The sequence below is a fragment of the Rhodospirillales bacterium genome (assembly GCA_016699855.1).
Lineage (GTDB): Bacteria > Pseudomonadota > Alphaproteobacteria > Reyranellales > Reyranellaceae.
On sequence record CP064988.1, the window covers coordinates 2,111,403 to 2,135,400 of the forward strand.

The 23,998-nt window shown below is 69.2% G+C and carries 22 protein-coding genes, 1 tRNA gene and 2 pseudogenes; 19 read left to right on the forward strand and 6 right to left on the reverse strand.

Annotated features, from left to right (window positions below):
• The first annotated feature begins 163 nt into the window (after nt 1-163).
• From IPK81_09835 to IPK81_09890, 12 genes and pseudogenes are all read left to right on the forward strand, one after another.
• Nucleotides 164-925 carry a Bax inhibitor-1/YccA family protein gene (locus IPK81_09835; protein QQS15037.1) on the forward strand — a complete coding sequence of 254 codons (762 nt, stop codon included), beginning with the start codon at nt 164-166 and terminating at the stop codon, nt 923-925.
• Nucleotides 926-1,021: 96 nt separating this feature from the next.
• The gene (gene nhaA, locus IPK81_09840) at nt 1,022-2,188 is read left to right on the forward strand and encodes a Na+/H+ antiporter NhaA (protein QQS14429.1); all 1,167 of its coding nucleotides are present in this window, start codon (nt 1,022-1,024) and stop codon (nt 2,186-2,188) included.
• 314 nt (nt 2,189-2,502) lie between these two features.
• Nucleotides 2,503-3,573, forward strand: coding sequence for an aminotransferase class I/II-fold pyridoxal phosphate-dependent enzyme (locus IPK81_09845; protein ID QQS15038.1), 1,071 nt, complete (start codon nt 2,503-2,505; stop codon nt 3,571-3,573).
• A 96-nt stretch (nt 3,574-3,669) separates the two neighbouring features.
• A tRNA-Arg gene (locus IPK81_09850) sits at nt 3,670-3,746 on the forward strand.
• A gap of 375 nt (nt 3,747-4,121) precedes the next feature.
• Nucleotides 4,122-4,889: pseudogene (locus IPK81_09855) on the forward strand (transposase).
• A gap of 336 nt (nt 4,890-5,225) precedes the next feature.
• Nucleotides 5,226-6,128 carry a LysR family transcriptional regulator gene (locus IPK81_09860; GenBank protein ID QQS14430.1) on the forward strand — a complete coding sequence of 301 codons (903 nt, stop codon included), beginning with the start codon at nt 5,226-5,228 and terminating at the stop codon, nt 6,126-6,128.
• Nucleotides 6,129-6,234: 106 nt separating this feature from the next.
• Complete coding sequence (locus IPK81_09865; protein ID QQS14431.1) at nt 6,235-6,861, forward strand: pyridoxamine 5'-phosphate oxidase family protein; 627 nt, start codon at nt 6,235-6,237, stop codon at nt 6,859-6,861.
• Between the two features lie 55 nt (nt 6,862-6,916).
• Nucleotides 6,917-7,549, forward strand: coding sequence for a glutathione S-transferase (locus tag IPK81_09870; GenBank protein QQS14432.1), 633 nt, complete (start codon nt 6,917-6,919; stop codon nt 7,547-7,549).
• A gap of 35 nt (nt 7,550-7,584) precedes the next feature.
• Nucleotides 7,585-9,639 carry a pyridoxamine 5'-phosphate oxidase family protein gene (locus tag IPK81_09875; GenBank protein QQS14433.1) on the forward strand — a complete coding sequence of 685 codons (2,055 nt, stop codon included), beginning with the start codon at nt 7,585-7,587 and terminating at the stop codon, nt 9,637-9,639.
• A gap of 36 nt (nt 9,640-9,675) precedes the next feature.
• Nucleotides 9,676-10,155: a nuclear transport factor 2 family protein gene (locus tag IPK81_09880; GenBank protein QQS14434.1), complete on the forward strand. Its 480-nt coding sequence runs from the start codon at nt 9,676-9,678 to the stop codon at nt 10,153-10,155.
• Nucleotides 10,156-10,166: 11 nt separating this feature from the next.
• Nucleotides 10,167-11,621: a dihydrolipoyl dehydrogenase gene (locus IPK81_09885; GenBank protein QQS15039.1), complete on the forward strand. Its 1,455-nt coding sequence runs from the start codon at nt 10,167-10,169 to the stop codon at nt 11,619-11,621.
• Nucleotides 11,618-12,238, forward strand: coding sequence for a glutathione S-transferase N-terminal domain-containing protein (locus tag IPK81_09890; protein QQS14435.1), 621 nt, complete (start codon nt 11,618-11,620; stop codon nt 12,236-12,238). Before IPK81_09885 ends, IPK81_09890 begins: the two co-directional genes overlap by 4 nt.
• Before the next feature lie 136 nt (nt 12,239-12,374).
• Here IPK81_09890 and IPK81_09895 read toward each other — a convergent pair whose 3' ends face one another.
• The 4 genes from IPK81_09895 to IPK81_09910 form a co-directional block, all read right to left on the reverse strand.
• Nucleotides 12,375-13,178, reverse strand: coding sequence for a cysteine hydrolase (locus IPK81_09895; protein QQS14436.1), 804 nt, complete (start codon nt 13,176-13,178; stop codon nt 12,375-12,377).
• 68 nt (nt 13,179-13,246) lie between these two features.
• On the reverse strand, nt 13,247-13,885 hold the full coding sequence (locus IPK81_09900; protein QQS14437.1) for a hypothetical protein: 639 nt from the start codon (nt 13,883-13,885) through the stop codon (nt 13,247-13,249).
• 48 nt (nt 13,886-13,933) lie between these two features.
• Complete coding sequence (locus IPK81_09905) at nt 13,934-14,908, reverse strand: alpha/beta hydrolase (protein ID QQS14438.1); 975 nt, start codon at nt 14,906-14,908, stop codon at nt 13,934-13,936.
• 349 nt (nt 14,909-15,257) lie between these two features.
• Nucleotides 15,258-15,521 carry a DUF1109 family protein gene (locus IPK81_09910; GenBank protein ID QQS14439.1) on the reverse strand — a complete coding sequence of 88 codons (264 nt, stop codon included), beginning with the start codon at nt 15,519-15,521 and terminating at the stop codon, nt 15,258-15,260.
• A 223-nt stretch (nt 15,522-15,744) separates the two neighbouring features.
• Here IPK81_09910 and IPK81_09915 point away from each other — a divergent pair, with 223 nt between their 5' ends.
• From IPK81_09915 to IPK81_09925, 3 genes are all read left to right on the forward strand, one after another.
• Nucleotides 15,745-15,975, forward strand: coding sequence for a nucleotidyltransferase domain-containing protein (locus IPK81_09915; GenBank protein ID QQS15040.1), 231 nt, complete (start codon nt 15,745-15,747; stop codon nt 15,973-15,975).
• A 188-nt stretch (nt 15,976-16,163) separates the two neighbouring features.
• Nucleotides 16,164-16,808 (forward strand): glutathione S-transferase family protein, encoded by a 645-nt coding sequence (locus IPK81_09920; GenBank protein ID QQS14440.1) that lies wholly within the window; start codon nt 16,164-16,166, stop codon nt 16,806-16,808.
• Nucleotides 16,809-16,945: 137 nt separating this feature from the next.
• Nucleotides 16,946-17,722, forward strand: coding sequence for a hypothetical protein (locus tag IPK81_09925; protein ID QQS14441.1), 777 nt, complete (start codon nt 16,946-16,948; stop codon nt 17,720-17,722).
• A 66-nt stretch (nt 17,723-17,788) separates the two neighbouring features.
• Here the strand turns inward: IPK81_09925 and IPK81_09930 are convergent, their stop codons facing one another.
• Nucleotides 17,789-19,378 (reverse strand): outer membrane beta-barrel protein, encoded by a 1,590-nt coding sequence (locus IPK81_09930; GenBank protein QQS14442.1) that lies wholly within the window; start codon nt 19,376-19,378, stop codon nt 17,789-17,791.
• Nucleotides 19,379-19,672: 294 nt separating this feature from the next.
• Here IPK81_09930 and IPK81_09935 point away from each other — a divergent pair, with 294 nt between their 5' ends.
• The 3 genes from IPK81_09935 (at nt 19,673) to IPK81_09945 (ending at nt 21,600) form a co-directional block, all read left to right on the forward strand.
• Nucleotides 19,673-20,290, forward strand: coding sequence for a hypothetical protein (locus IPK81_09935; GenBank protein QQS14443.1), 618 nt, complete (start codon nt 19,673-19,675; stop codon nt 20,288-20,290).
• Nucleotides 20,291-20,332: 42 nt separating this feature from the next.
• The gene (locus tag IPK81_09940) at nt 20,333-20,686 is read left to right on the forward strand and encodes a hypothetical protein (protein ID QQS14444.1); all 354 of its coding nucleotides are present in this window, start codon (nt 20,333-20,335) and stop codon (nt 20,684-20,686) included.
• 158 nt (nt 20,687-20,844) lie between these two features.
• Nucleotides 20,845-21,600 carry a hypothetical protein gene (locus IPK81_09945; protein QQS14445.1) on the forward strand — a complete coding sequence of 252 codons (756 nt, stop codon included), beginning with the start codon at nt 20,845-20,847 and terminating at the stop codon, nt 21,598-21,600.
• A gap of 127 nt (nt 21,601-21,727) precedes the next feature.
• Here IPK81_09945 and IPK81_09950 read toward each other — a convergent pair.
• Nucleotides 21,728-23,369 (reverse strand): annotated as a pseudogene (locus tag IPK81_09950) (choline dehydrogenase).
• Between the two features lie 130 nt (nt 23,370-23,499).
• Here IPK81_09950 and IPK81_09955 point away from each other — a divergent pair.
• The gene (locus tag IPK81_09955; protein ID QQS14446.1) at nt 23,500-23,970 is read left to right on the forward strand and encodes a hypothetical protein; all 471 of its coding nucleotides are present in this window, start codon (nt 23,500-23,502) and stop codon (nt 23,968-23,970) included.
• Nucleotides 23,971-23,998 lie beyond the last annotated feature (28 nt).

Here is a 23,998-nt window from a genome sequence, read left to right on the forward strand (position 1 = left end):
GGTCCTGAGGTCGGCTTTTCACATAAAAGACGCGGATTTCTGGCGCGAATTGGCGATTTCACGCTAAGATTGATCGATGCGGAGGGATTGATAACCCCGCGCACATCGCCAATATACCGCGACGAGAATCGTGGTTGGGGAGACAAGCATGGCTCAGTGGGACATGAACGCGCAGCAGCAGCCCTACGCCGGGTACGGCGCGACGACCATCGACCAGGCGGCCTTCGACGCCGGCCTGCGCGCGCACATGCTGCGCGTCTACAACTACATGGCCTCGGGACTGGCGCTGAGCGGCATCGTGGCGCTGGCGCTGTTCTCGTCGCCGGACATCGCCGGCATCTTCTTCCAGACCCGCGTTCTGGCCAGCGGCCGCTCGGTCGTGACCGGGCTGAACCTGCTCGGCTGGGTCGCGATCCTGGCGCCGCTCGGCCTGATGCTGCTGACCGCGTTCCGGGCGCAGAAGATGAGCGTGCCTGCGATCCACGCGGTGTACTGGTCGATCACGGCGCTGATGGGCGTCAGCCTGTCGCTGCTGCTGTTCCGCTACACCGGCGCCAGCGTGGCGCGGACCTTCTTCATCACGGCGGCGGCGTTCGGCGGCCTGAGCCTCTACGGCTACACCACCAAGCGCGACCTGTCGGGTTGGGGCAAGTTCCTGATGATGGGCGTGATCGGCCTCGTCATCGCGTCGATCGTGAACCTCATCTGGCCGATGGGCGCGCTCAGCTTCATCATCTCGGCCGTCGGCGTGCTGATCTTCTCGGCGCTGATCGCCTACGACACGCAGTCGATCAAGCAGCAGTACAGCGAGGCCTACGGCACGGACGTGCAGGAGAAGCTCGCGGTGTTCGGCGCGCTCAGCCTGTACCTCGACTTCGTGAACCTGTTCCAGTTCCTCATGAGCTTCTTCGGGGAAAAGGAATAACGAACGCCGCCGCCGTCCATCGGACGGCTCGGCGGAACGCCCGGACCGGAAGGTCCGGGCGTTTTCGTTTCGACGGCCCGACGCCCGGAGCCCGGCATGATCGCCCAGACCCGCAGGTTCCTCGCCACCGAGGCCGGCCCCGGCGCCTGCCTCGTGGCCGCCGCGGCGGTATCCCTCGTCCTCGCGAACTCGCCGCTGGCGCCGCACGCCCGCGCGTTGCTCCTGACGCCGCTCAGCCTGGCGTTCGGCGAGATCGGCCTCGCCAAGCCGCTGCTGCTGTGGATCAACGACGGCCTGATGGCGGTGTTCTTCCTGCTGGTCGGCCTCGAGATCAAGCGCGAGGCGCTGGAGGGCGAGCTGTCGAAGCCGTCGCAGATGGCGCTGCCGGCCGTGGCGGCGCTGGGCGGCATGGTGGCGCCGGCGGCGGTCTACGCCGCGTTCAACCTCGGCGATCCCGTCGCGCTGCGCGGCTGGGCGATCCCCGCCGCCACCGACATCGCCTTCTGCGTCGCGGTGCTGGCGCTGCTGGGTCCCAGGGTGCCGCTGGCGCTGAAGCTGTTCCTGACCACGCTGGCGGTGGTCGACGATCTCGGCGCCATCGTCGTGATCGCGGTGTTCTACACCGCCGACCTCTCGGGACTGGCGCTGGCGCTGGCGGGGCTCTGCGTCGCGGCGATGGTCGCGCTCAACCTCGCGGGCGTGCGCCGCTTCGGACCCTACCTGCTGGTCGGCGTCGTGTTGTGGGTGTGCGTGCTGAAGTCGGGCGTGCACGCGACGCTGGCCGGCGTCGTGACCGCGCTGTGCCTGCCGCTGCGCGGCGGCGACGAGGCGCCGGACGACCGCCCGTTCATCCATCTCGAGCACGCGCTGCATCCATGGGTGTCGTTCCTGATCATGCCGGTGTTCGCCTTCGCCAACGCCGGCGTGTCGTTCGAGGGCCTGACCCTGGCGCGGCTGGCCGAGCCGATCCCGCTGGGCATCGCCGCCGGGCTGTTCGTGGGCAAGCAGATCGGCGTGTTCGGCGCCGCCGCGCTGGTGATCCGCGCGGGCGCCGCGACCCTGCCGACCGGCGCCACCTGGACGGGGCTGTACGGCGCCTCCTTGTGCGCCGGCATCGGCTTCACCATGAGCCTGTTCATCGGCAACCTGGCCTGGGCGGACCCGGACTACGGCTCGCCGCTGCGGCTGGGGGTGCTGGTCGGCTCGCTGCTCTCGGCGGCGGCCGGCTACGCCGTGCTGCGCCTCATGCCGGCGAGGACCTAGGGCGCGTAGGGTGTTATGTGACGGCGCCTTTTCAATCTCGCTCCCCCCTTGTGGGGCAGGGAGCATGAGGGCGCGGGGGCGGTGAGATCTGCGAATGCCATAGCCCACAAGGGCGAGGAGCATGAGAAACCGCGCCGCTTGCCAGCGGGCCGGGGGCGTCGGAAAGTCCGGCGCGACCGCGCCATCACCGCGAAAGGCGATACCCCGTGAGCACCGCGAATCCGTTCGACCTGTCCGAGGCCACGCTGCGCGGGCTGACCAACTCGAAGTGGCACAAATACGGCCCGGACGTGCTGCCGGCCTTCGTGGCGGAGATGGATTTCGCCGTCGCCGAGCCGATCCAGGACGCCGTGCGCCGCATCGTCGACCGCCGCGACTACGGCTATCCGATGCGCGGCGGCGGCAAGGCCGGGCTGGCGCTGGCGGCGGCCTTCGCCACGCGCATGAAGGACCGCTTCGACTGGAGCGTCGATCCCGATCTGGTGGTGCCCGTCGCCGATCTGGTGCAGGGCACGTTCGCGCCGGTGCTGGCGTTCTCCGATCCCGGCGACGGCGTGATCCTGCAGACGCCGAACTATCCGCCGTTCCGCGAGGTCATCCGCACGACGGGCCGCAAGCTGATCGCGCTGCCGATGGTCGACGACGGCACGCGCCATGTCTGCGACATCGCCGCGCTGGCCAAGGAGTGCGACGCGAAGACCCGCATCTTCACGCTGTGCAATCCGCAGAACCCCACGGGCCGCGTGTTCACGCGCGCGGAGCTGCTGGAATTCGGCCGCTTCGCGATCGAGCGCGACCTGATCGTGATCGCCGACGAGATCCACGCGGACATCGTCTATCCCGGCCATCGCCACATCCCGTTCGCCTCGCTGGGCCCGGAATACGCCGCGCGCACGGTGACGCTGACCTCGGCGACCAAGAGCTTCAACATCCCCGGCCTGCGCGCCGCGCTGCTGCATTTCGGCGACGCCGCCCTGCGCGACCGGTTCCTCCAGCGCATCCCCGCCCGCCTGATGGGCGACGCCAACGCCATCGGCGTCGACGCCACCGTGGCGGCGTGGACCGAGGGCCAGCCGTGGCTCGACGCGGTGACGGCGCATCTGCTCAAGGCGCGCGACCGGCTGGTCGAGACCGTGCGCAAGGAGACGCCAAAGGTGAAGGTGCACGCGCCGGAGGGCACGTTCCTGGCGTGGCTGGACTGCTCGGCGCTCGGGCTCAACACGCCGGCGTTCGACTTCTTCCACGACAAGGCGAAGATCGCCTTCAGCGCCGGCGAGACCTTCGATCCGGCCTGCGCGCAGTTCGTGCGCTTCAACTTCGCGACCTCGATGCCGATCCTCGACGGCATCCTCGACCGCTACACGACGGCGGTGCGGGCGGTGTGAGGCGGCGATACGGGCCGCGCGGCCCGGCGCCGGGGCGGCGGCGGCCGGGGCGCCTTCTTGCCAGCGTGGGCCAATCCCGCTATCTCTCCGCCCGCCGGACCCGTAGCTCAGCTGGATAGAGCGCTGCCCTCCGAAGGCAGAGGTCGTGAGTTCGAATCTCGCCGGGTCCGCCAATCATTTCAATGAGTTAGAACCCACCGACACCTCATTCAATCCTATAAAGATACCATATAGCTACCGGCAATTGGGCCCGAAGCTCGGCTAAAATGCCGGCGGGTGTGAAAACAGGATCAGAGCGGCTACTCCGCCGCGCCGACAGGTAGTGGCCGATCCTGAGGATGCGGAAGATCCGCTACCGGGAACCTTGGATCACACTTCGAGTGTCACCTCGAGCTGGCTTCCCGCGCAACCCGGCGCACTGCAAGATTTCCCACGAATTGACGTGGCAAGAGTCAGGCGGAGGCAGGCCGATCAGCCGGGCGACGGCGAGGATCTTCGGTAGGGTAGGGTTGGGTTGCGACACGCAGCACCGACCGGGGATCGACACCATGACCGACGACAAGATGGCGCTTCGCGAGCATCTGGAGAAGGGCTCCGACGCCGGTGTGCTGCGCGAGATGATCGGCCTCGCCGCCCAGCGGCTAATGGAGCTGGAGGCCGAAGGCCTGTGCGGGGCGGGGCACGGAGAGCGCAGCGCGCAGCGGCGCAACCAGCGCAACGGCTACCGCGAGCGCGACTGGGAGACGCGGGCCGGCACGGTCGAGCTGCGCATCCCGAAGCTGCGCAAGGGCAGCTACTTCCCGGACCCCCGGCGGACGGCCGAGAAGGCGCTGACGGCGGTGATCTCAGCGCAAACGCGAAGCGTTTGTCGCGGGGAGGCCTACGTGCAGGGCATCTCGGCCCGCTCGGTCGACGAGCTGGTCAAGGCCATGGCATGGACGGGATCAGCAAGGGCCAGGTCAGCCGGCTGTGCGCCGAGATCAACGCGAGGCTGCAGACCTTCCTGCGCCGCCCGATCGAGGGCGACTGCCCTACATGTGGCTCGACGCCACCTACGTCAGAGCCCGCCACTACCACCGTATCGTCTCGGTCGCCGTCAACGGCGACGGCCGGCTGGAGGTGTTGGGGATGACGGTCGGCAACAGCGGGGCCGAGCCGCTCTGGACCGTGTTCCCGCGCTCGCTGGCGCGTCGCGGCCTGCGGGGCGTCAGACGGGTCGTGTCGGACGCCACGAGGGTTTGAAGGCCGCCGGCGCCAAGGTGCTGGGCGCGACCTGGCGGCGCTGCCACGTCCACTTCACGCGCAACGGGATGGCCCCTGATCTGCCAGAGCTTCGGGAGGCTCCGGAGCGGCGATGGCTTGCTGTCATGTATCCGGCCGGTTGACGCGGCAGGCGGAAGCACCGCTGGCCATGACGGTGTTCGCTGCGGTCAAGTTCTTCCCTCGTGTAGCGAACTGGCGGCTGCCACTCAGCTGCCAGACGTTCACCTCCTCAAGCACTGGCTGAGATCGCAGTAGTTCAAACCGATCGCCGTCGATTGCGCCAGCGTGTAGCTTCATCGCGTGCGCGACTCCGATCGGCAAGACTTGCTGACAGCGGCCGACGCCCGGATAGTGTGCACTCTGCCCGCTACCATCGGAATGGTCACGCTATGGACAAGCATCACCTCATCAGCGTCTTCGTCGCCGTCGTCGATGCCAATGGGCTGTCCGGCGCGGCACGCAAGCTCAAGGTCTCACCGCCGGTGGTCACCCGGGCGATCAATGAGCTCGAAGAGAATCTCGGCGTGCGGCTGCTCACGCGCACCACGCGCGTCGTGCGCGTGACCGAGGCCGGTGCACGCTATGCCGAGGACTGCCGCCGCATCCTGGCCGAGCTGGCCGAGGCCGACGAGTCCGTCAGCGGCCAGCATGGCGCGCCGCAAGGTCAGATCGCCATCACGGCGCCCGGATGGTTCGGGGCCAAGTTCATCACCCCCATCGTCACCGAGTACCTGGACCGGCATCCGCAGGTGAACGCGTCCTGCTGGTTCATGGATCGCGTGGTCAACATGGTCGAGGAAGGCGTGGACGTGGCCGTGCGCATCGCCGAGCTGCCGGATTCTTCGCTGCAGGCCATCTCGGTCGGGCGCATGCGCGTGCTGCTCTGCGCGTCGCCTGCCTACCTTGCCCGCGCGGGCACGCCGCGCACCCCGTCCGACCTCGCGTCGCACAACGTCGTGTGCGCGGGCGCCGTGGCGCCCGGCCACGAAATGCGCTTCACCCAGGACGGCAAGTCGCGCGCGATGAAGATGCATCCCAGGCTGGCCACGACCACCAACGAGTCGGCGGTCGCAGCCGCAGTCGCCGGCTTCGGGCTGACACAGCAGATGCGCTACAAGGTGGCCGAACCCTTGGCCAGCGGTCAGCTGCAAGAGGTCCTGTGCGACTTCGAGCCGCCGGCGTTGCCGGTGCATGTATTGCATCGCGAGGGCCGCCTCGCCTCGCGACGTGTGCGTGCCTTCCTCGATCTGGCCATCGAGCGGCTGCGTGCGCTGCCCGCACTCCAAGCGTAGTGCGCCGCGATCGTTCCGGGACTGACAAGACTCTCTTAGCGCCAGCGCGGCTTCTCCCTGGCGAGCAGCGGCCACAGATTTCGGCACCGCCACCCGAGGTGCCGCCGTGCCCCATGCCTTCGCCGAGATTGCCTTCACGCCTGAGGTGAAAGCCGCGCAGCAGCGCGACGGGAGCCGTGCCGGCTACGCACGCAGCTTCGAGGGCGATGGCGAGCCCTTCAATGACCGGTTGGGTCCGACCGAGGTGGACTTCCTCGCCAAGCTACGGAGCTTCTACCTGGCCACCGTGTCCGAGACCGGCTGGCCCTATGTGCAGCATCGCGGCGGGCCGGCGGGATTCGTCCAGGTTCTGGACGAACAGAACATCGCCTTTGCGGACTATGCCGGCAACCGGCAGCTGATCAGCGTCGGCAACTTGGCGGGCAATCCACGCGTGGCCTTGATCGCGGTGGACTACACCAAGCGCGTCCGCCTCAAGCTGCTCGGCACGATGGCCGTGCAGCCGCTGGCCGACGACAAGGCACTCGCGGCACGGCTCATGACGCCCGGACCGCGTGCGCGGCCGCAGCGCGCGATGGTAATCCGCCTCGAAGGCTTCGACTGGAACTGTCCACAGCACATCCCGCTGCGCCTGGACGCTGACGACGTGCAGCGCGCGCTGGACCAGCGCGACGCGCGCATCGCCGAACTCGAATCACGTCTGGTGGTCCTGGCCCGGCAGGCCAAGGGCTAACGCACGCGATCTGCACGGCCACGCTTTTTTCCCCACTCGCCCCAAGGAGACCACGATGAAGCCCAACCATACTCTCAAGCTCTACCGCCATCCGTTGTCGGGCCACGCGCACCGCGTGGAGCTTGCGCTGTCGCTGATGGGCCTGCCCTACGAACTGATCACCGTCGACCTGATGAAGGGGGCCCACAAGAAGCCCGAATTCCTAGCGCTGAACCCCTTCGGCCAGGTGCCGGTACTGGACGACGGCGGCACGATCGTCTTCGACTCGAACGCCATCCTCGTCTACCTCGCCAGCACCTACGACGCCGATCACCGCTGGCTGCCGCGCGACGCGAAGCAGCAGGCCGCCGTGCAGGCCTGGCTGTCGGTAGCTGCCGGCCTGATCGCCTTCGGCCCCGCCGCTGCGCGCCTGATCACGGTGTTCGGTGCGAAGTACAACCCGGAGGATGTGATCGGCCGCGCGCATCAGCTGTTGAAGGTGATGGAAGCGCAGCTGGCCACGCGCGCCTGGCTCGCCGGTGCGAACGTCACCATCGCCGACATCGCCGCCTACAGCTACGTCTCGGCCGCGCCCGAGGGCAACGTGGATCTCTCGGCCTATCCGCATGTGCGCGCCTGGCTGGCCCGCATCGAAGCGTTGCCTGGCTTCGTGCCCTTCCAGCGCACGGCCGTCGGCCTGGCCGCCTGAGCGGCTGACCCGACACACCGCACCGAGCAGCGCGCATGAACCAGCCCGATCCCGGCACCGCCAGCACCAACCCGTTTCACGCCGGCGAACAGGCGGTGCAGGCGCGGCTGGGCGTTCAGGCGCGCATGCTCGATGTGGGGCGGCGCGTGATTCGCCCCTACATGCCCGACCAACATCGCGCGTTCTTCGCCCAACTGCCCTTCGTGCTGCTGGGCTCGGTCGATGCGCTCGGCCGGCCCTGGGCTTCGGTGCTGGTGGGCGAGCCGGGCTTCATGCGCTCGCCGGACCCCACCCATCTGGAGATCGCCGCGCGTCCGGTGCCGGGCGATCCGCTGCTGCAAGGTCTGGCGCCCGGCGCTCCGTTGGGCTTGCTCGGCATCGAGTTGCACACCCGGCGACGCAACCGCATGAACGGGCGCGTCGAGTCCGTCGTCGAGGGCGGCATTCGGGTGACCGTCGAGCAGACGGTCGGCAATTGCCCGCAATACATCCAGGGCCGCGAGACCGAGTGGGCACGCGACGCCCACGACAACGCGCCGCGCGACAGCGTTGCGCTGGAGCGGCTGGACGACGCGGCGCTCGCGCTCGTGCGTGCGTCGGACACGTTGTTCGTCGCCACGCGTGCACCCGCCGATGGCTTGCACGCCGGCAGCGCCGACGTGTCGCATCGCGGCGGCCGCAGCGGCTTCGTGCGCGCGGAGGACGACCGCACGCTGCTGGTGCCGGACTTCACCGGCAACTTCCTGTTCATGACCTTCGGCAACCTCGAGCTCGACCCGCGCGCTGGCGTGCTGTTTGTCGACTTTGCCACCGGCGACCTGCTCACCCTGACCGGCCGCGCCGAGGTGGTGTGGGAAGGTCCCGAGGTGCAGGGCTTCGAGGGGGCCGAGCGCGCCTGGCGCTTCCACATCGAGGCCGGCTGGCGGATGACCGATGCGCTGCCGCTGCGCTGGCGCTTTCGCGACTGGTCGCCCAACACGCTGATCACCGGCAGCTGGGAGGAAGCGGCGCGGCGGATCGAGGTGCAGCGCCTGGCGCAGACCTGGCGGCCCTACCGTGTGACCCGGGTGGTCGACGAGAGCCGCGTGATCCGCTCCTTCCACCTCGAACCGGCGGACGGTCTGGCGCAGCCGGCCTTCACGGCGGGCCAGTACCTGCCGATCCGCCTGCGCGAGCGCGGGGACGCAGCGCCGCTGCAGCGGACCTACACGATCTCCAGCGCGCCCGGCGATGCCGACCTGCGCATCAGCGTCAAGCGCGAAGGCGCGGCATCGAACTTCCTGCATGATCGCGTGGCCGTCGGCGATACCATCGAGGCGCTGGCACCACGCGGCCACTTCACGCTCGATGCGACGCTGCGCCGCAGCGCGGTGCTGATCGGCGCCGGCGTCGGCATCACGCCGATGGTGTCGTTCGCGCGGCACATCGTGGCCGAAGGCTTCCGCCTGCGCCGTATGCGGCCAACTCACCTGATCCAGGTGGCGCGCGACGCGCAGGTGCGCGCCTTTGCCGGCGAATTGCTGGCCTTGGCGACGCGTGCCGCCGGCGCGCTGAAGCTGCATGTCGTGCAGGACGACGGCGCGCCGGGCACGCTGGCCGGCCCGCTCACGATCGACCACCTCACGACGCTGCTACCGTTCGACGACCACGAGTTCTTCCTCTGCGGCCCGCCCGGCTTCATGCAGGCGCTATATGATGGGCTGCGCGAGCTCGGTGTGCGCGACGCGCGCATCCAGGCCGAAGCCTTCGGTCCTGCCTCTCTGAAGCGGCATCCCGATGGCGTTGCCGCAGTCGCCGCGCCACCGCCCGCACCGCCGGCCAGCGAAGCGACCGTGGTCTTCCGGCGCAGCGGCGACAGCGCGGTCTGGACGCCCGCGCACGGCACCTTGCTCGAATTCGCGGAAGGCAAGGGCTACTCGCCGCCCTACGCCTGCCGCGCCGGGCATTGCGGCTCCTGCGCGACGCCGCTGCGCGGCGGCAGCGTTACCTATGCCGAAGCGACCAACTTCAGGCCCTCCGAGGGTGAGGCGCTGTTGTGCTGCGCCCGGCCCGCGGCGGGTGGCGGCGAGCGCATCGAGCTGGACTTGTAGTTCTTCCTCGCAGTCAGACCACGCACTGGAGCATCGATGAACCCCGTCCGCGAATCCCGGCCGCCGCTGCCGCCGTTCACCCGCGAAACCGCCGTCCAGAAGGTGCGCCTGGCCGAGGACGCCTGGAACTCTCGCGACCCACAGCGCGTGGCCCTCGCCTACACACTCGACAGCGTGTGGCGCAACCGCACCGAGTTCCCAGTCGGGCGCGAGGCCATCCAGGCCTTCCTGCAACGCAAATGGGCCCGCGAGCTCGACTACCGGCTGATCAAGGAGCTGTGGGCGCATGACGGACGTCGCATCGCGGTGCGCTTCGCCTACGAGTGGCACGACGACGCAGGTCAGTGGTTCCGCTCCTACGGCAACGAGAACTGGGCGTTCAACGACAACGGCCTGATGCAAATGCGATTTGCCAGCATCAACGACAAGCCCATTCCCGCGGATGAGCGCCTGATGCACTGGCCGCAGGGCCGACGTCCCGACGACCACCCGGGCCTCAGCGCTCTGGGCCTGTGAGGCCGGCGATGATGCGTACCCCGGACACGACGCAGACCGACGTCGCCATAATCGGCGCGGGCTCGGCGGGCATGTCGGCCTACCGCGCCGCGCTGCGCCATACCCAGCGCGTGCTGGTGATCGAGAGTCAAGTCTATGGCACCACCTGCGCCCGCGTGGGTTGCATGCCCAGCAAGCTGCTGATCGCGGCGGCGGACGCGGCGCACGCGGCGCGGCACGCCGACCGCTTCGGTGTGAACGTGCCCGAGTTGCGGATCGACGGCCGCGCGGTGATGGCGCGCGTGCGCAGCGAGCGCGATCGCTTCGTCGCCTTTGTCGTCGACGCGGTCGACGCCTGGCCGGCTGCGCATCGCTGGCAGGGGCATGCCCGTTTCATCGACGGGCAGACGCTTGCCGTCGATGGACCTGGCGGCGAAAGGCGCATTCAGGCGGGGCGTATCGTCATCGCCACCGGCTCGCGGCCCGCCGTACCGTACGCTTGGCGCGCCGCGCTGGGCGATCGCCTGATCGTCAATGACGATGTCTTCGACTGGACCGATCTTCCAAGCTCGGTAGCCGTCGTGGGGGCCGGCGTAATCGGGATCGAACTGGCACAGGCGCTGCATCGTCTCGGCGTGCGGGTGCGGCTGTTCGGCCGTGGCGGCCGCGTCGGCCCCCTGACCGATCCAGCACTGCAAACGCTGGCGCGCGCGCTGTTCGGCGACGAGCTGGCACTGACCTTGAACGTGCAGGAGCTGCAGCCGCGTCGCGAGGGCGACGAGGTGGTGCTGCGCAGCGTGCATGCCGATGGCAGCGTGCACGAGGAGCGTTTCGAGTTCGTGCTCGCCGCCACCGGGCGCCGCCCCAACCTCGACGGTCTCGGCCTCGAGCACAGCGGGCTGGCGCTCGATGGACAAGGCGTGCCGGTGTTCGATCGGCGCACCGGCCAGGCGGGCGCGAGCGCGGTCTTCATCGCGGGCGACGCCGCCGACGACCGGCCGCTGCTGCACGAGGCAGCCGACGATGGCCGCATCGCGGGCGACAACGCCGGCCGCTGGCCCGACATGCGAGCGCGGCCGCGTCGCGCGCCGCTGGCCGTGGTGTTCAGCGATCCGCAGATCGCGATGGCGGGCGCTACGTTCGCCGAGCTGGTTGCGTCGGGCGCTTCATTCGAAAGCGGCGAGGTGTCATTCACAGACCAGGGCCGCAGCCGGGTGATGGGCTACAACCGAGGTGCGCTGCGGGTGTTTGCCGAGCGCGGCAGCGGCCGCCTGCTGGGCGCCGAGATGATCGGACCCGCGGCCGAACACCTGAGCCATCTGCTGGCGTGGTCGGTGCAGCGCGGCGACACGGTGCAGCAGATGCTCGACAGCCCCTTCTATCACCCGGTCGTCGAGGAGGGGTTGCGAACCGCGCTGCGTGATGCGCAGCGCTCCTTGCGATTGCCCACGCCGTTGCCGGAAGTATGCCTGGAGTGCGCCACGTGATCGACGTCTACACCGCCAACACACCCAACGGTGTCAAGGTGCCGATCACTCTCGAAGAGCTGGGCGTGCCGCACCGCATCCTGCGCGTGGATCTCGCCGCGCTGGAGCTGAAGCGCCCCACCTTTCTGCGCATCAGTCCCAACGGCCGCGTCCCCGCCATCGTCGATCCGGATGGGCCGGGGGGCGCTACCTTGTCGGTCTTCGAGTCAGGCGCCATCGTCTGGTACCTGGCCGAGAAGTTCGGCGCGCTGATCCCGACCGATCCCATCGGACGCGTTCGTGCATTGGAGTACACGTTCTTCCAGGTGGGTGGGATCGGCCCGATGTTCGGCCAGGCCGGCTGGTTCGCCCGTTCGGCACCGCAGCGCGTAGACCTTGCGATCGAGCGCTACCGCACCGAGTCGAATCGCCTCACCGCTGTGCTGGACGCGCGGCTGCGGCAAGGGCCCTGGCTGGCCGGCGGCGAATTCTCGGTGGCCGACATCATGAACTTCGGCTGGCTCGACTCATCGGCCTACGCTGGCGTCAGTCTGACGGACTACCCGGCCGTCCAGGAGTGGGCTGTTCGCATGCGCAAGCGGCGCGGCGTGCAGCGCGGTCTGGCAGCGCTGGCCTGACGCCGCTCAATTCAACCTGCCCGCAATCGATTTTCACCCTTCGCGCAGGCGCTGATGCTCTCTCGGCGGGGAAAGGCGCCGCGGACCGCCTCTCGGCGTGGTGTCCGCGGCACGATTCAGATTTCGCCGCGCCAGGTCAGCTGCGGACGGCGAGGATCCTCGCGACAGCCTCCTCCGTGAGCCAGACGGCGTTCGCCACCATGCGGAAGTTGATGAGCGAGGCCAAATAGCCATCCCCCTCCGGCACCTTTGCACCCGCGGTCGCGTCCTTGACCACCGCGACCTCGAAGCCCTGCTCCATCAGTTCGCGCATGTGGCTCTCGACGCAGAGATTCGACGACATCCCGGCGAGGATCACATGGTCGACCCGCTGCTTGCGCAGCTGGAGGCCGACATCGTTCTGCTCCGGCCCGTAGATCTTGTGCGGCGAGGCGATGATCGTCTTCCTGTCGAAGATGTAGGGCTTGTAGATGTCCACGAAGTCGGCGCCCGAGCCCTCGAAGCCTGCCATGTTGAGCGGGCCGGCGCGGTCGAACATCTTGATGCTGTGCATCACCCGTTCCAGGGTGCCCTCGAACTTCCAGCCATGGTCGGTCGGGAAGTAGTAGTGCGGGGAGACCACGACGGGGATGTCGGCCGTCTTGGCGGCGCGGAAGAGGCGTTCGAGGTTAGCGACCACATTGTGCTCGCGCACGCTCTCCCCGACCACGCCCCAGGCAACGCCGCCCTCGGTCAGGAAGTCGTTCTGCGGGTCCACAACGACGAGCGCGGTGCGGCCGCGCACGAGTTCCATCGTGCTGCGCGGCAGGGCGGGGTTGGGCGGATCGGCATAGGCCGAAGGCGTCTGCGCCGCCGCCGTGCCGGCGACAGTGCCGGCTGTGACCGTACGCGTCGCGGCGCGGCGGCCAGGATCGTTCGAAGAAGTATCGTTGTTGTCCATGTCGCAGGTGTCCTTTCGGAATTGTGGGACGCGCGGCGCGGCCCCCGCGCGCGAGGGGCCTGCCGTGTTCAGGCGTTCAGGCGCGGCCAGTTCTGCTCCGCGCGGCCGAACAGCGTGTTGCGATCGGCCCGCCACAGCCCCATGACCGTCGGGTTGAAGAAGACGAAGAGCTTGTCATCGCGCACCTCCCAGCCGGTGACCGGGTCGATGTCGAACAGCTTGCCGTTCGCCACGCCCCAGGCGCAGAAGCCGCCGTACTGCGGCTCATAGCGCGCCGGACTGCGCAAGAAGGCTTCGCGGTTCTGCGCGTTCGCGAACCGATAGACGCCGCCGCCCCGCTCGACGGTGAGGTTCTCGCGCCCGGCAACGGCCGTGCCCGAGAAGTATGCGACGGCGTCATAGCCTTTTAGCGCCTGCCCGGCATGCATCTGGTTGATGGTTCCGCCCGTGCGGGACTGCGCGCGCGCGGGGAGGATCCGCCGAGCGTAGCGACGGCAACGCCGCCAAGGATGAGGCGGCGGTTGATCGTGATGGTCATCGTCTCTTCTCCTGTCTGTCGTGCGCGCGGGAAAAGCATTCGCCGCCGCGCCGGCGCCTTGAGCGCGCGGGTTCGGTCCGCGCGCCGCGTCGGCCTGGAGCTCATCCGGCGCGACGCCGAGAAGATCGCGCTGCAGCGGCACATCGGGAATGCGTGGCGCGGTAAACACTCCCTTCCGTCCACGAGAAGGATCACGCCGGCAGATCGCCCCTCGGGATCAACGGATCGTCCGACCGAGGAAGTCGCGGATCTGCGCCGCCATCTCCGGCCCCTTTGTCTCCAGGGCGAAGTGACCCGCATCGAGCATGTGCAATTCGGCGCGCGGGAGATCGCGCAAGTACGCTTGCCCGCCGGGTGCCGGAAAGATCTGGTCGCGCTTGCCCCAGAGGATCAGCGTGGGTGGCTGGTGCTTGCGGAAATACGCCTGCACCTGGGGATAGAGCGCGACGTTCTTCCGATAGTCGTAGAACAGATCGAGCTGGATCTCCTGGTTGCCGGGACGGTCGAGATAGACCTGATCCAGCATCCAAGCATCGGGGCTCACGAGGGTCTTGTCCGGCTCGCCATGCGTATACTGCCACTCGGTGGCGGCGAGTGCGAGGAACTGGCGTAGCTTCTCGCGGCTCTCAATCCTGCCGTCGCGCCAGTAGGCCTTGAACGCATCCCAGAATCCGAGCAGGCCCTCGTCGTAGGCATTGCCGTTCTGCACGATCAGCGCGCTCACCCGCTCGGGATGCGCGAGAGCGACCCGCCAGCCGACGGGCGCGCCATAGTCCATCACGTAGAGCGCATAGCGCGCGACGCCGAGTTGGCGTAGCAACGCGCCGACGATGCGGCCGTAGTTCTCGAAACTGTAGTCGAAGCGCGCGCGATCGGGCATCGCGCTGCGGCCATAGCCGGGATAGTCCGGCGCGATCACGCGGTAGCGATCGGCGAGTGCCGGGATCAGGTTGCGATACTGCTGCGACGAAGTCGGAAAGCCGTGCAGCAGCACGATCGTCGGCGCATCGCGCCTGCCGGCCTCGCGATAGAAGACGTCGACGCCATCGACCTCGACGGTCCGATAGTGGATCCGGGCGTCGCCCGGATCGGCGACGATGGAGGTCTGCGCGCGCGCGGTGCCAGTCGCCGCGGCGACGAGGGCTGTGGCGGCGGTCGCACGGAGCAGGACGCTGCGGCTGATGGTCGTCATAGCGATGTCAATCCCCTCGCGGTGGCGCGGCGGGGGTCGCCGGGCCATCGGGAACGAAGATGACCGGCGCGCCTGCTTGTCAGAATGCGCGACGCGGGGAATTGATCATTGCGCGCGCGGGAAAGGTGACGGCTCGGCCGGACGAGATGTAGCGCCCGATAAGGGGGCGGCGGCAGCCTGCTCGACGCGGCGACGGATGACCTTGTCGCGCGCCGTCGCGATGAACGCCATCGTGCTTGTGCCGGCCTGACCGCGGGCAGGATCGCTGGTACTCGTCGGGCGTTTGCCCGACCCCTGGTGCTGGATGGATCGCCGGGCGGCGACCTTGCCGTGATGGCGTCGCGCGCTACTACTTCGCGACAGCGCGGCCGAGGCGGGCCCGGGAGAGGAGGCGGCTGCCGCGGAGCGTCGCGAGCGCGCTGACAACGGCGGCCATGCCGATGTTCCAGCTCAGCACGAGGGCCGAGGCCTCAAGCGGGTGGAACAGGTTCAGCGCGAAGGATGCCACGCCGGCCACCGCGAGCGCGGCGAGGAGGGAGACGAGACGCGGCTGCGGTCGCGCGGAGTGGCGCAGCATGAAGGCCGAGACCAGCGCAAGCGGATACACAACCAACGATGCTCCGCCAATCGGCGGGGTCTATCCTTACATGAAGATATACATTGGCGAGTTCAGTTAATTCTCGAGTTCCCTGATTCAGGTACCGACGACCGACGCATCGGTCAGTTGCCTCGAACGCACTCAGATCTACATCGTCAGCGCACCGGTCATCGGCAACACGCAGGAAGTTGCTTCCAGCACCCGCAGGCAGGGGATGCCGTAGCGGTAAGGGTGCCGGATATGGCTGTTCGGTTCACGTGCGCGTGTCGAGCATCACGCAAAGAGCGACATCGATCTCGCGGTGATGATGCCGGAACTTGATTGGTACTGGTGGCACTCAGCGTGGGAGAAGGCACCGGACGCGGAGCTCGCGTATCCGATTCACCTCGAATGGTATCGGCCCGATGCTGGTTTGAAGATCGTCGGCGCGGCTATCAATCAAGACGGGCTCCTGCTCTACCAGCGTTAAGTTCCAACCTCGGTGGGGCCTGGGATCAGGCCTGCAAAGCGGCATTTTCCCCCTCGCCGCGCCATGGGAAATTCGCCGTTTGCAAGCCTGACCCCAACGCGATGGAGAGCACGCTGATCGGATAGGAACCCGAGCGCCTACGCGCGGTTCTCCTCGGGATCGCGTTTCTGGGGAATGGACCGAACGACATGGCCGACCTGATCATCTGGACCTACGACCGGGTGCCGGAGATGCCGCGCGGGTTCGTGCGCGACCTGCGGCTGCGGTGGGCGTGCGAGGAGGCCGGCCTCGCCTATTCGGTGCGGACGGTGCCGTTCGAGGGACGGGAGACCAACCATCTGGCGCGCCAGCCCTTCGGGCAGATCCCGTTCCTGAGCGACGGCGGCGTGGAGATGTTCGAGAGCGGCGCCGGGCTGCTGCATCTGGCGCGGAAGAGCGAGGCGTTGATGCCGCGCGATCCCGCCGGCGAAGCGGAGACGGTGCAATGGATCGTCGCCGCGCTCAATTCGATCGAGATGGTCAGCGTGCCATGGTGGTTCCTCAAGGTGACGGGCGCGACGGAGAACGGTCTCGCCGGTTGGCTGGGAAGCCGCCTCGGCCAGCTCGAGAAGGTGTTGGCGCAGCGGGAATGGCTGGCGGCCGGCCGCTTCACGTCGGCGGACCTGCTGATGGCCGACGTCCTGCGCGTCCCCGACGTCCGCGCCTTCGGCGACCGGCCCGCGAGCGAGGCCTACGTGGCCCGCGTCACCGACCGCCCCGCGTTCAGGAAGGCGCACGCCGACCAGATCGCGCATTTCGCCGCCGCCGACGCGAACAGGCCGGCCGCCGGCTAGAGTCCCGGGCCACGACCTCGCGGCACCGGCGCGGGCCGCGCCGCCGCGCGTGCGCACGACGGCGGCTTCATGCTAAGCGGCGCTGTCGTTCCCCGCGGCGCCCGCCGCCGCCGTCCCGCCGCAGGAGCCCGGTTCCCATGATCGATTTCCAGGCCGCGCCGCTATGGATGATCTTCGCGCTCAGCGTCGTCCTCGTCGGCGGCGCCAACGAGGCGGGGCGCTACGTGCGGCGGCGATTCCAGGTCGACGGCGACGACAACACGGCCACGCTGGAAGGGTCGGTGCTGGGCATGCTCGGGCTGATGATCGGCTTCAGCTTCGCGATATCGGTCTCGAATTTCGACGCGCGGCGCGACGCCCTGCTGGACGAGGCCAACGCGATCGGCACCACGGGCCTGCGCGCGCGCCTGCTGCCGGCGCCGCACAACCGCGAGGTCCTGGACCTGCTGCGCGAGTACACCAAGCTGCGCGTCGACGTCGCCGCCTCGACCCGCTCGATGGCGGCGCTCGACAAGCTGATCGACCGCTCCAACACGATCCACGAGGCGCTGTGGCAGCAGGCCAAGGCCGTCGCCGCCAAGGATCCCGGCATGGTGCCGACGGGCCTGTTCATCCAGTCGCTGAACGACATGATCGACAGCCACCTGAAGCGCCTGACGGCGGCCCGCGTGCGGCTGCCGGGGATGGTGCTGTTCACGCTCTACGGGATCGCGGCCGTCGCCGCCGGCCTGGTCGGCTACACCACCGGCCTGACGGCGCGGCGCGCCATTCTGCCGACCTACGTCGTCAGCGCCGTCGCCGTGGCCGTGATCCTGCTGGTCGCCGATCTCGACCGGCCCGACGCCGGATTCACCCGCGTCGACCAGCAGCCCATGATCGAGACCGCCAAGGGCCTCGCCGGCTACAAGGACTAGCCGCGGCGGGTCGGGAACGATTCCGGCGGCCCGGCCGGCGCGACGTCCACGCTTCGGTCGCCGCCGTCAGTACTGCGCGCCGACGCGCAGGAACACCTGGCTGCGGTCGTACTCCGCCGCGCCGAGGTTCGACCGGCGCGCCTGGAAGCGGTAGTCCGCGCCGACGTAGTAGTTCTCGTTGATGCCGTACTTGAGCCCGACGCTCGCGTCGTAGTCGTGGTCGCGGCGGCCGCTGTCCTGGAAGTCGCTCCGCGCGTATCCGGCGCGCAACGTCAGCGCCAGATCGCGCGTGATGTCCTGCTCGAGCCGCGCGCCGACCGACGACAGGACGTACGCGGGCGAACCGAACGACGTCGTCTCCTCGATGCTGCGGTCGAACCAGCCGACGACGAGCGTGCCGGCGACCGGCCGCCAGCGCACCGACCCCTGAAGGGCCGGCGTGCCCACGGTGGAGAAGCGCGAGTCTCGGTAGTTCTGGTACATGAACCCGGCGAACACCTCGCCGTCCAGCTTGGGCGACACGGTGAAACGCGCGCCCATGCCGGTCACGAAGCCCTGCGAGTTGCGCCGGAATCCGTTGTCGTCGCGGTAGCCGTCGTAGTTCCTCAGGTCGTGCGCCAGCTGGCCGAACAACTGGAACGACGGCGAGAACACGTAGCCGACCCGGAACCCCGTCTCAAGGTGGCTGCGGCTGCGGTCGCTGTTGTTGATCCGCCCGGCGAGCGAGTCCGCGTCGTCGAAATCGAGGTGGCGGTAGGTCGAGCCGAAGCGGAACCGCCACGCGCCGCTGCGATGGGCGATGCCCGCGTAGGCGCGCTGCTCCCAGTAGATCGTCGGTTCGATGCCGTTGACCGCGTCCGGCGAGTCGCGGTCCTCGTGATCGCGCTTGCCCAGGACGCCGCCGAACAGGCTGGTGGACGGCCCCAGATCGTAGGTGCCTTCGGCCGAGAACCAGAAATCGAGGGCGTTCTCGCGATTGTACTGACGGTAGCGCGAGACGTCGACATGGCCCTGGACGACGGCCGAGTGCGACGAACCGCGGTTCTCGCCGACCAGCGCCAGCGCGGCCACACCGACGATATCGCCGCGCTTACCGCGCTTGGTCGCGTAGACGTTGTCGTCGTACACGACCGCCGCGTCGACGGTCGGGAAAATGCGGAACCCTCCCGCGTCGAAGCCGAGACGGGACGCGCGTTCGCGCTCCGCCTCCGCGTTGGCGACGACAAGCCGCTCCTGCGGGCCTTCCACGACGGTGCCGGGGGGCAACCGCGTCTGCGTGCGCGGATCCACCGAGGCCGTCTGGCCCACCGCCGCCGTCACGGCGCGCGCCACCGCGTCCCGGTTCGCCGGAGGCGCCGCGGCCACGATCCGATCGATGATGGCCCGGTAGACGGGCAGGTTCGCGCCACGAAGAAAGCGCACAGCGACCGCGGCGTCACGGGCGAGATTCGCCGCCGTCTCGGGCGTTCCCGCGAGTTCCGGACGGCGTCGCAGGACTCCGTCGAGCGCCTCCAACAGCGCGCCGGGTCCACCCTCCTCGGCCGCCACCCGGAACGGCGCGGCCTCGGCGCTCACGCGCTGGGCGTCGGCGGTCTGCGAAACAGCGAACGACGCGACCAGCGCGAGCGCCCCGAGGCAGGCTTGAAACCTTGGCAACTTGGCACCCTCAATCCGCCGCGGAACGGTCTAAAGCCGGGCAACAACCGTATATAATCAAATGCTAATTCAACCACAAGGTAATCGGCGAACGCCTCCGGCGATCCGGACGCATGCCTGTAGCGCGTCGGGAGCTTCCGGCAGTTGACATCAATCAAGGTCCGCCGATCTCCTGTATATTAGAAATCGCTAATTCAATTCGGAGAGTTCGCAGCGCTTTCCGCCATCCACAGGCGGGCGGGGGATACCGTGGTCTCAATCGCATCTAACATCCGCGGGCGTCGGCCGCGCATCTTGGCGATCGCCTCGATCTTCGCGGCGTTGCCGATGCTCGCGACGACCGTGGCGGCGGAGCAGATCGGGCAGGTCCGCGCGGGTTCGCCGGGATCGGGTCCGGGTGGCGCGGCCGCAGGCGCGCCGCCAGCAGGCGGCAGCGGCGCGTCGACGGGACCGGGCCCCGTCAACCAGAGCCAGTACGGGCCGCCGGCGTCGAAAGGAGCTCCGGCGCCAGCGACGCCGTCGGCGCCGGCGCAGGCGCGCAACCTCGTCGATCTCGACAGCGTCGCGCGTGGCGATCTGTGCGGCGACTACCGGCTCGGCGCGATGGTCGCGGCGGAGCGCCTGAGATCGCCGAATCTCCGGCGGCTCGACTTCGCGCAACGCTATCTCGCACCGGGATTCGACGCGGGCAAGAACCAGACGGGCGTCCGGATCCTGGCGAGCTACCAGGAGGAGATGGAGCGGCCACGTCCGGACCCGCTCGTCGCCGGAACGTACATCGCGATGGTGTCCACGGTGCCGGTGACGGACGGGCTTGTCGAGCAATTGAACGCGATCCTGTGCGTCTCCGGCGCGCCCAAGCGCATCTCGGCGATCGCGGCCGCGGCGCGGCAGCAAAAATCGGCGCGGTAGCGGAACCGACGCCAGACAATCCAGGTCGTGAAAGGACGGGATATGGAGATCGGACGGCGAATCCTCCTCGTGGTGATCGGTGGATCGCTCGGCGCGGCCTTCAGCGCGGATACCGTGATGGCGCAAGGCCACGGCGGCGGCGGCGGCGGCGGCGGAGGTCATGAAGGCGGCGGTGGCGGCGGCGGTGGCGGCCATGGCGGCGGCGGGCATCAGCGCCGCGTGCGGGCCGGCGGCGGCCATGGACGCGGCGGACACGGCGGCGGGCACGACGAGCCGGGCAGCGGAGAGGCCGGGACGCTCGACACTTCGATCCGCGGCGGCGGAGCCAGTCCGCACGGACACATCACCGACAGTCCCGGCAGTTGGACGGTGATCGACAAAGTGCTCGGCCGATAGCGCGCCGCAACGCGCGGGCGCGCCGTAGCAAGGACGACAAGGAGAAGGCCGCGCAGGACGACGCGTCCGCGTCGTACCGGCCGGCCGGGAGATCCGACGCCGCATGACGCGGCGCCGGAAGGTCACGGATGGCTATTCATCCAACATCGGAGGCAGAAATGTCAGATTCCAGGAAGATCGCGCTCCTGTCGGGCGTGGCGGCTTTGGCGCTCGCGGTGGCGCCGGTCTCGTTCGTCGCGACCGACCTCGGGTTCGGCGGCGGCGCGGCGTTCGCCCAGAGCGGCGGAGGTCACAGCGGCGCTGGACAGGGTGGCGCCGGCGGCAGCGGCAAGGGCGGCAGCACCAAAGGAACCGGCCAGGGCGGCCCGTCCGCCGACAGCGACGCCAAGGGTCCCAAGTTCAAGGGCGGCGAGACGCGGCCGGAGCCGGGTTCGCGCGGCGGCAAGCCGGTGTGGGCGCAGGAGGGCATCCCCGAGATCGAGCTCGGCCGCCTGAATGTCGCTCGGGCGCCGGCGCACGTGCTGGAGAAGGCGTTCTACGAGGCGCTGGCCAACTTCGATCCGACCAAGTCGGCCGCGCTGTACTCGATGTCGGCGGCCGAGTTCGCCGCCTATCTGCGGGCCAACTACGCCACGGTGGTCCGCGTCGACTCGCCGCTGGAGAATCTCGGCCTGCTCAAGGACATCCTCGCCGACGGCCAGACGCAGCTGCCGGGCGTGACGCCGCGGTCGAAGATCGATCTCGCCGCGATCTTCCTCGGCTCGGCCTCCGACAAGACGATCCCGATCACCACCGACACCGTGCGGGCGATGATCACGATCCTCGGCATGCCCGCGTTGAGCGACGCGGAGATCTCCGCGCTGGCGGCCGGCGCCGAGGCCGTGCGTCAGGCGATCCTCGCCGGCCACGGCTGATCGGCCGGACCTCGGCGGCCGTCACCCGGCCGCCGACGGATCATTTGGAAGCGGGCGCCTCGCGAGAGGCGCCCGCTTTCGTTCGCGCGGGCGACGCGCCGGCGGCGCGATCAGCGCGGTCGATCGATCACACCGCCGCCGCCCGGACCATGTCGGCGCATTTCTCGCCGATCATGATCGACGGCGCGTTGGTGTTGCCGGCGACGATCGAGGGCATGATCGAGGCGTCGGCGACGCGCAGGCGGCCGATTCCATGCACGCGCAGCTGGGGATCGACCACCGCGTCGGGCTCGCGGCCCATGCGGCAGGTGCCGACGGGATGCAGGTTCGACACGCCGCGGGCGCGGATGTCGGCCTTCAGGTCCTCGTCGCTGGCGACCTGGGGGCCGGGCAGGATCTCCTCGACCACGAACGGCTTGAGCGCCGGTTGGGCCGCGATCTCGCGGCACAGGCGCATGCCGTGCAGCAGCGCCTCGAAATCGTAGGCGCTCTTGAGGAAGTTGAAGCGGATCTCCGGCGGCGCCAGCGGATCGGCGCTCTTGAGCCGCACCGTGCCCCGCCCGTCGGGCCGCAGATGCACGGGGCTCAGGCCGAAGGCCGAGAACGGCTGCGCCACGACGCCGTGGCGGTTGCGCTCCTTGATCGCCCAGCTGAACATGTTGATCTGCAGGTCAGGCCGCTCCAGCCGCTTGTCGCTGCGCACCAGCGCGCCGACATACAGCCCCATGCTGGCCAGCGGGCCGGTGCGGCCGAAGGCGTACTGGAACGCCGCCTTGATGCGCACCGGCAGGCTGTTGGCGAGGTCGTTCATGGTCACCGGCTGGGAGCAGCGGTAGGCGACGTAGGTGTTGAAATGGTCGTGCAGGTGCGACCCGACGCCCGGCATGTCGCGCACCACCGCGACGCCGTGCTCGCGCAGATGCGCCGCCGGACCGAGGCCGGACAGCATCAGCAGCTGCGGCGAGCCGTAGACGCCGCCGGACACGATCACCTCGCGCCGCGCGCGCGCCGTCCTGAGGCCCGCGGGCGTCCGGTACTCGACGCCGGTGGCGGCGCCGTCCTCGATCAGCACGCGGGTGGCGTGCGCGCCGGTGGCGATCGTCAGATTGGCCCGCCGCCTGGCGCCGCTGAGATAGGCCTTGGCGCCTGGACCAGCGCCGCGCGTTGCCGATCGTGGTCTGGTAGTAGCCGACGCCCTCCTGGGTGGCGCCGTTGAAATCGGGATTGGCGGGGATGCCGGCCTGCATGGCGGCGTCGTGCATCGCCTTGGCGAGCGTCGGCTTCCAGCGGTGGTCGGTGACCTTCAGAGGGCCGCCGACGCCGTGGAAATCGTCGGCGCCGCGCTCCTGGTCCTCGGCGCGCTTGAAATAGGGCAGCACCGAATCGTAGTCCCAGCCCTCGCAGCCGCGCTGGCGCCACTCGTCGTAGTCGGCGGCGTTGCCGCGCATGTAGACCATGCCGTTGATCGAGCTGGTGCCGCCCAGCACCTTGCCGCGGGGCTGGTACATGACGCGGCCGTTGAGCTCGGGCTCCGGCTCGCTGTCGAACATCCAGTTCACGCGCGGATTGTTGAACGTCTTGTGGTAGCCCAGCGGCACGTGGATCCACGGATAGGTGTCGCGCGGGCCGGCCTCGAGCAGCAGCACGCGGAAGCGGCCGTCCTCGCTCAGCCGGCCGGCCACGGCGCAGCCCGCGGAGCCGGCGCCGGTCACGATGAAATCGTACTCGTCCGCACCCTGCACAAACGCCTCCCACGATCCGCCCGCCATCGCACGCCGCGCGCCGCGCGACGGATCGACATTCGGGGTCCCGCCGCGCGACCGCAAGGCCGTTCTCGCGGTTGCGCCGGGCCGGCCCGCCCGCGAAGATCGCGCGGTCTCGCGTTCACGGGGAGCGACCATGACGGCGACCACCCTGCCGGTGTCCGGGCCGGCGATCGATTTCGAGCGGCTGGACTGGATGTGGTTCAAGGGCGGGCCGCGCTTCGACTATCCGATCGACTACGGGCTGGCGGTGCTCGGCGCGCGCCCGGCCGAGGGCCGCATCGACTTCCTCGGCCGCTGGGCGCCCGGCGCCTACTGCCATTTCCACCGCCACACCGGCGACACCACGACGCTGATCCTCGAGGGCGAGCACCGCGTGCTGGATGTCACCGACGCCGGCGACCGGCTGAGGATCCGTCCGCGCGGCGACTACGCCCACAGTCCGGCCGGCGACCTGCACATGGAATACGCCGGACCGGCCGGCTCGCTGGTGTTCTTCAGCATGACGACGCCCGACGGCCGCGTCTTCGAGGTGCTCGACAAGGACCGGAAGCTCCTGAGCACCGTCACCATCGACGACATGGTCTCCGGCCGCCTCAAGCGATGAGCGCGCGGGGGCGCCGCGACGCCACGGA

Excerpts from the sequence above, each read along its gene's own strand:
- IPK81_09835 (QQS15037.1), top strand. The coding sequence starts at position 164 with ATGAACGCGCAGCAGCAGCCCTACGCCGGGTACGGCGCGACGACCATC.
- nhaA (QQS14429.1), top strand. The coding sequence starts at position 1,022 with ATGATCGCCCAGACCCGCAGGTTCCTCGCCACCGAGGCCGGCCCCGGC.
- IPK81_09845 (QQS15038.1), top strand. The coding sequence starts at position 2,503 with ATGGATTTCGCCGTCGCCGAGCCGATCCAGGACGCCGTGCGCCGCATC.
- IPK81_09860 (QQS14430.1), top strand. The coding sequence starts at position 5,226 with ATGGACAAGCATCACCTCATCAGCGTCTTCGTCGCCGTCGTCGATGCC.
- IPK81_09870 (QQS14432.1), top strand. The coding sequence starts at position 6,917 with ATGAAGCCCAACCATACTCTCAAGCTCTACCGCCATCCGTTGTCGGGC.
- IPK81_09875 (QQS14433.1), top strand. The coding sequence starts at position 7,585 with ATGAACCAGCCCGATCCCGGCACCGCCAGCACCAACCCGTTTCACGCC.
- IPK81_09880 (QQS14434.1), top strand. The coding sequence starts at position 9,676 with ATGAACCCCGTCCGCGAATCCCGGCCGCCGCTGCCGCCGTTCACCCGC.
- IPK81_09885 (QQS15039.1), top strand. The coding sequence starts at position 10,167 with ATGCGTACCCCGGACACGACGCAGACCGACGTCGCCATAATCGGCGCG.
- IPK81_09895 (QQS14436.1), bottom strand. The coding sequence starts at position 13,178 with ATGGACAACAACGATACTTCTTCGAACGATCCTGGCCGCCGCGCCGCG.
- IPK81_09905 (QQS14438.1), bottom strand. The coding sequence starts at position 14,908 with ATGACGACCATCAGCCGCAGCGTCCTGCTCCGTGCGACCGCCGCCACA.
- IPK81_09920 (QQS14440.1), top strand. The coding sequence starts at position 16,164 with ATGGCCGACCTGATCATCTGGACCTACGACCGGGTGCCGGAGATGCCG.
- IPK81_09925 (QQS14441.1), top strand. The coding sequence starts at position 16,946 with ATGATCGATTTCCAGGCCGCGCCGCTATGGATGATCTTCGCGCTCAGC.
- IPK81_09940 (QQS14444.1), top strand. The coding sequence starts at position 20,333 with ATGGAGATCGGACGGCGAATCCTCCTCGTGGTGATCGGTGGATCGCTC.
- IPK81_09945 (QQS14445.1), top strand. The coding sequence starts at position 20,845 with ATGTCAGATTCCAGGAAGATCGCGCTCCTGTCGGGCGTGGCGGCTTTG.
- IPK81_09955 (QQS14446.1), top strand. The coding sequence starts at position 23,500 with ATGACGGCGACCACCCTGCCGGTGTCCGGGCCGGCGATCGATTTCGAG.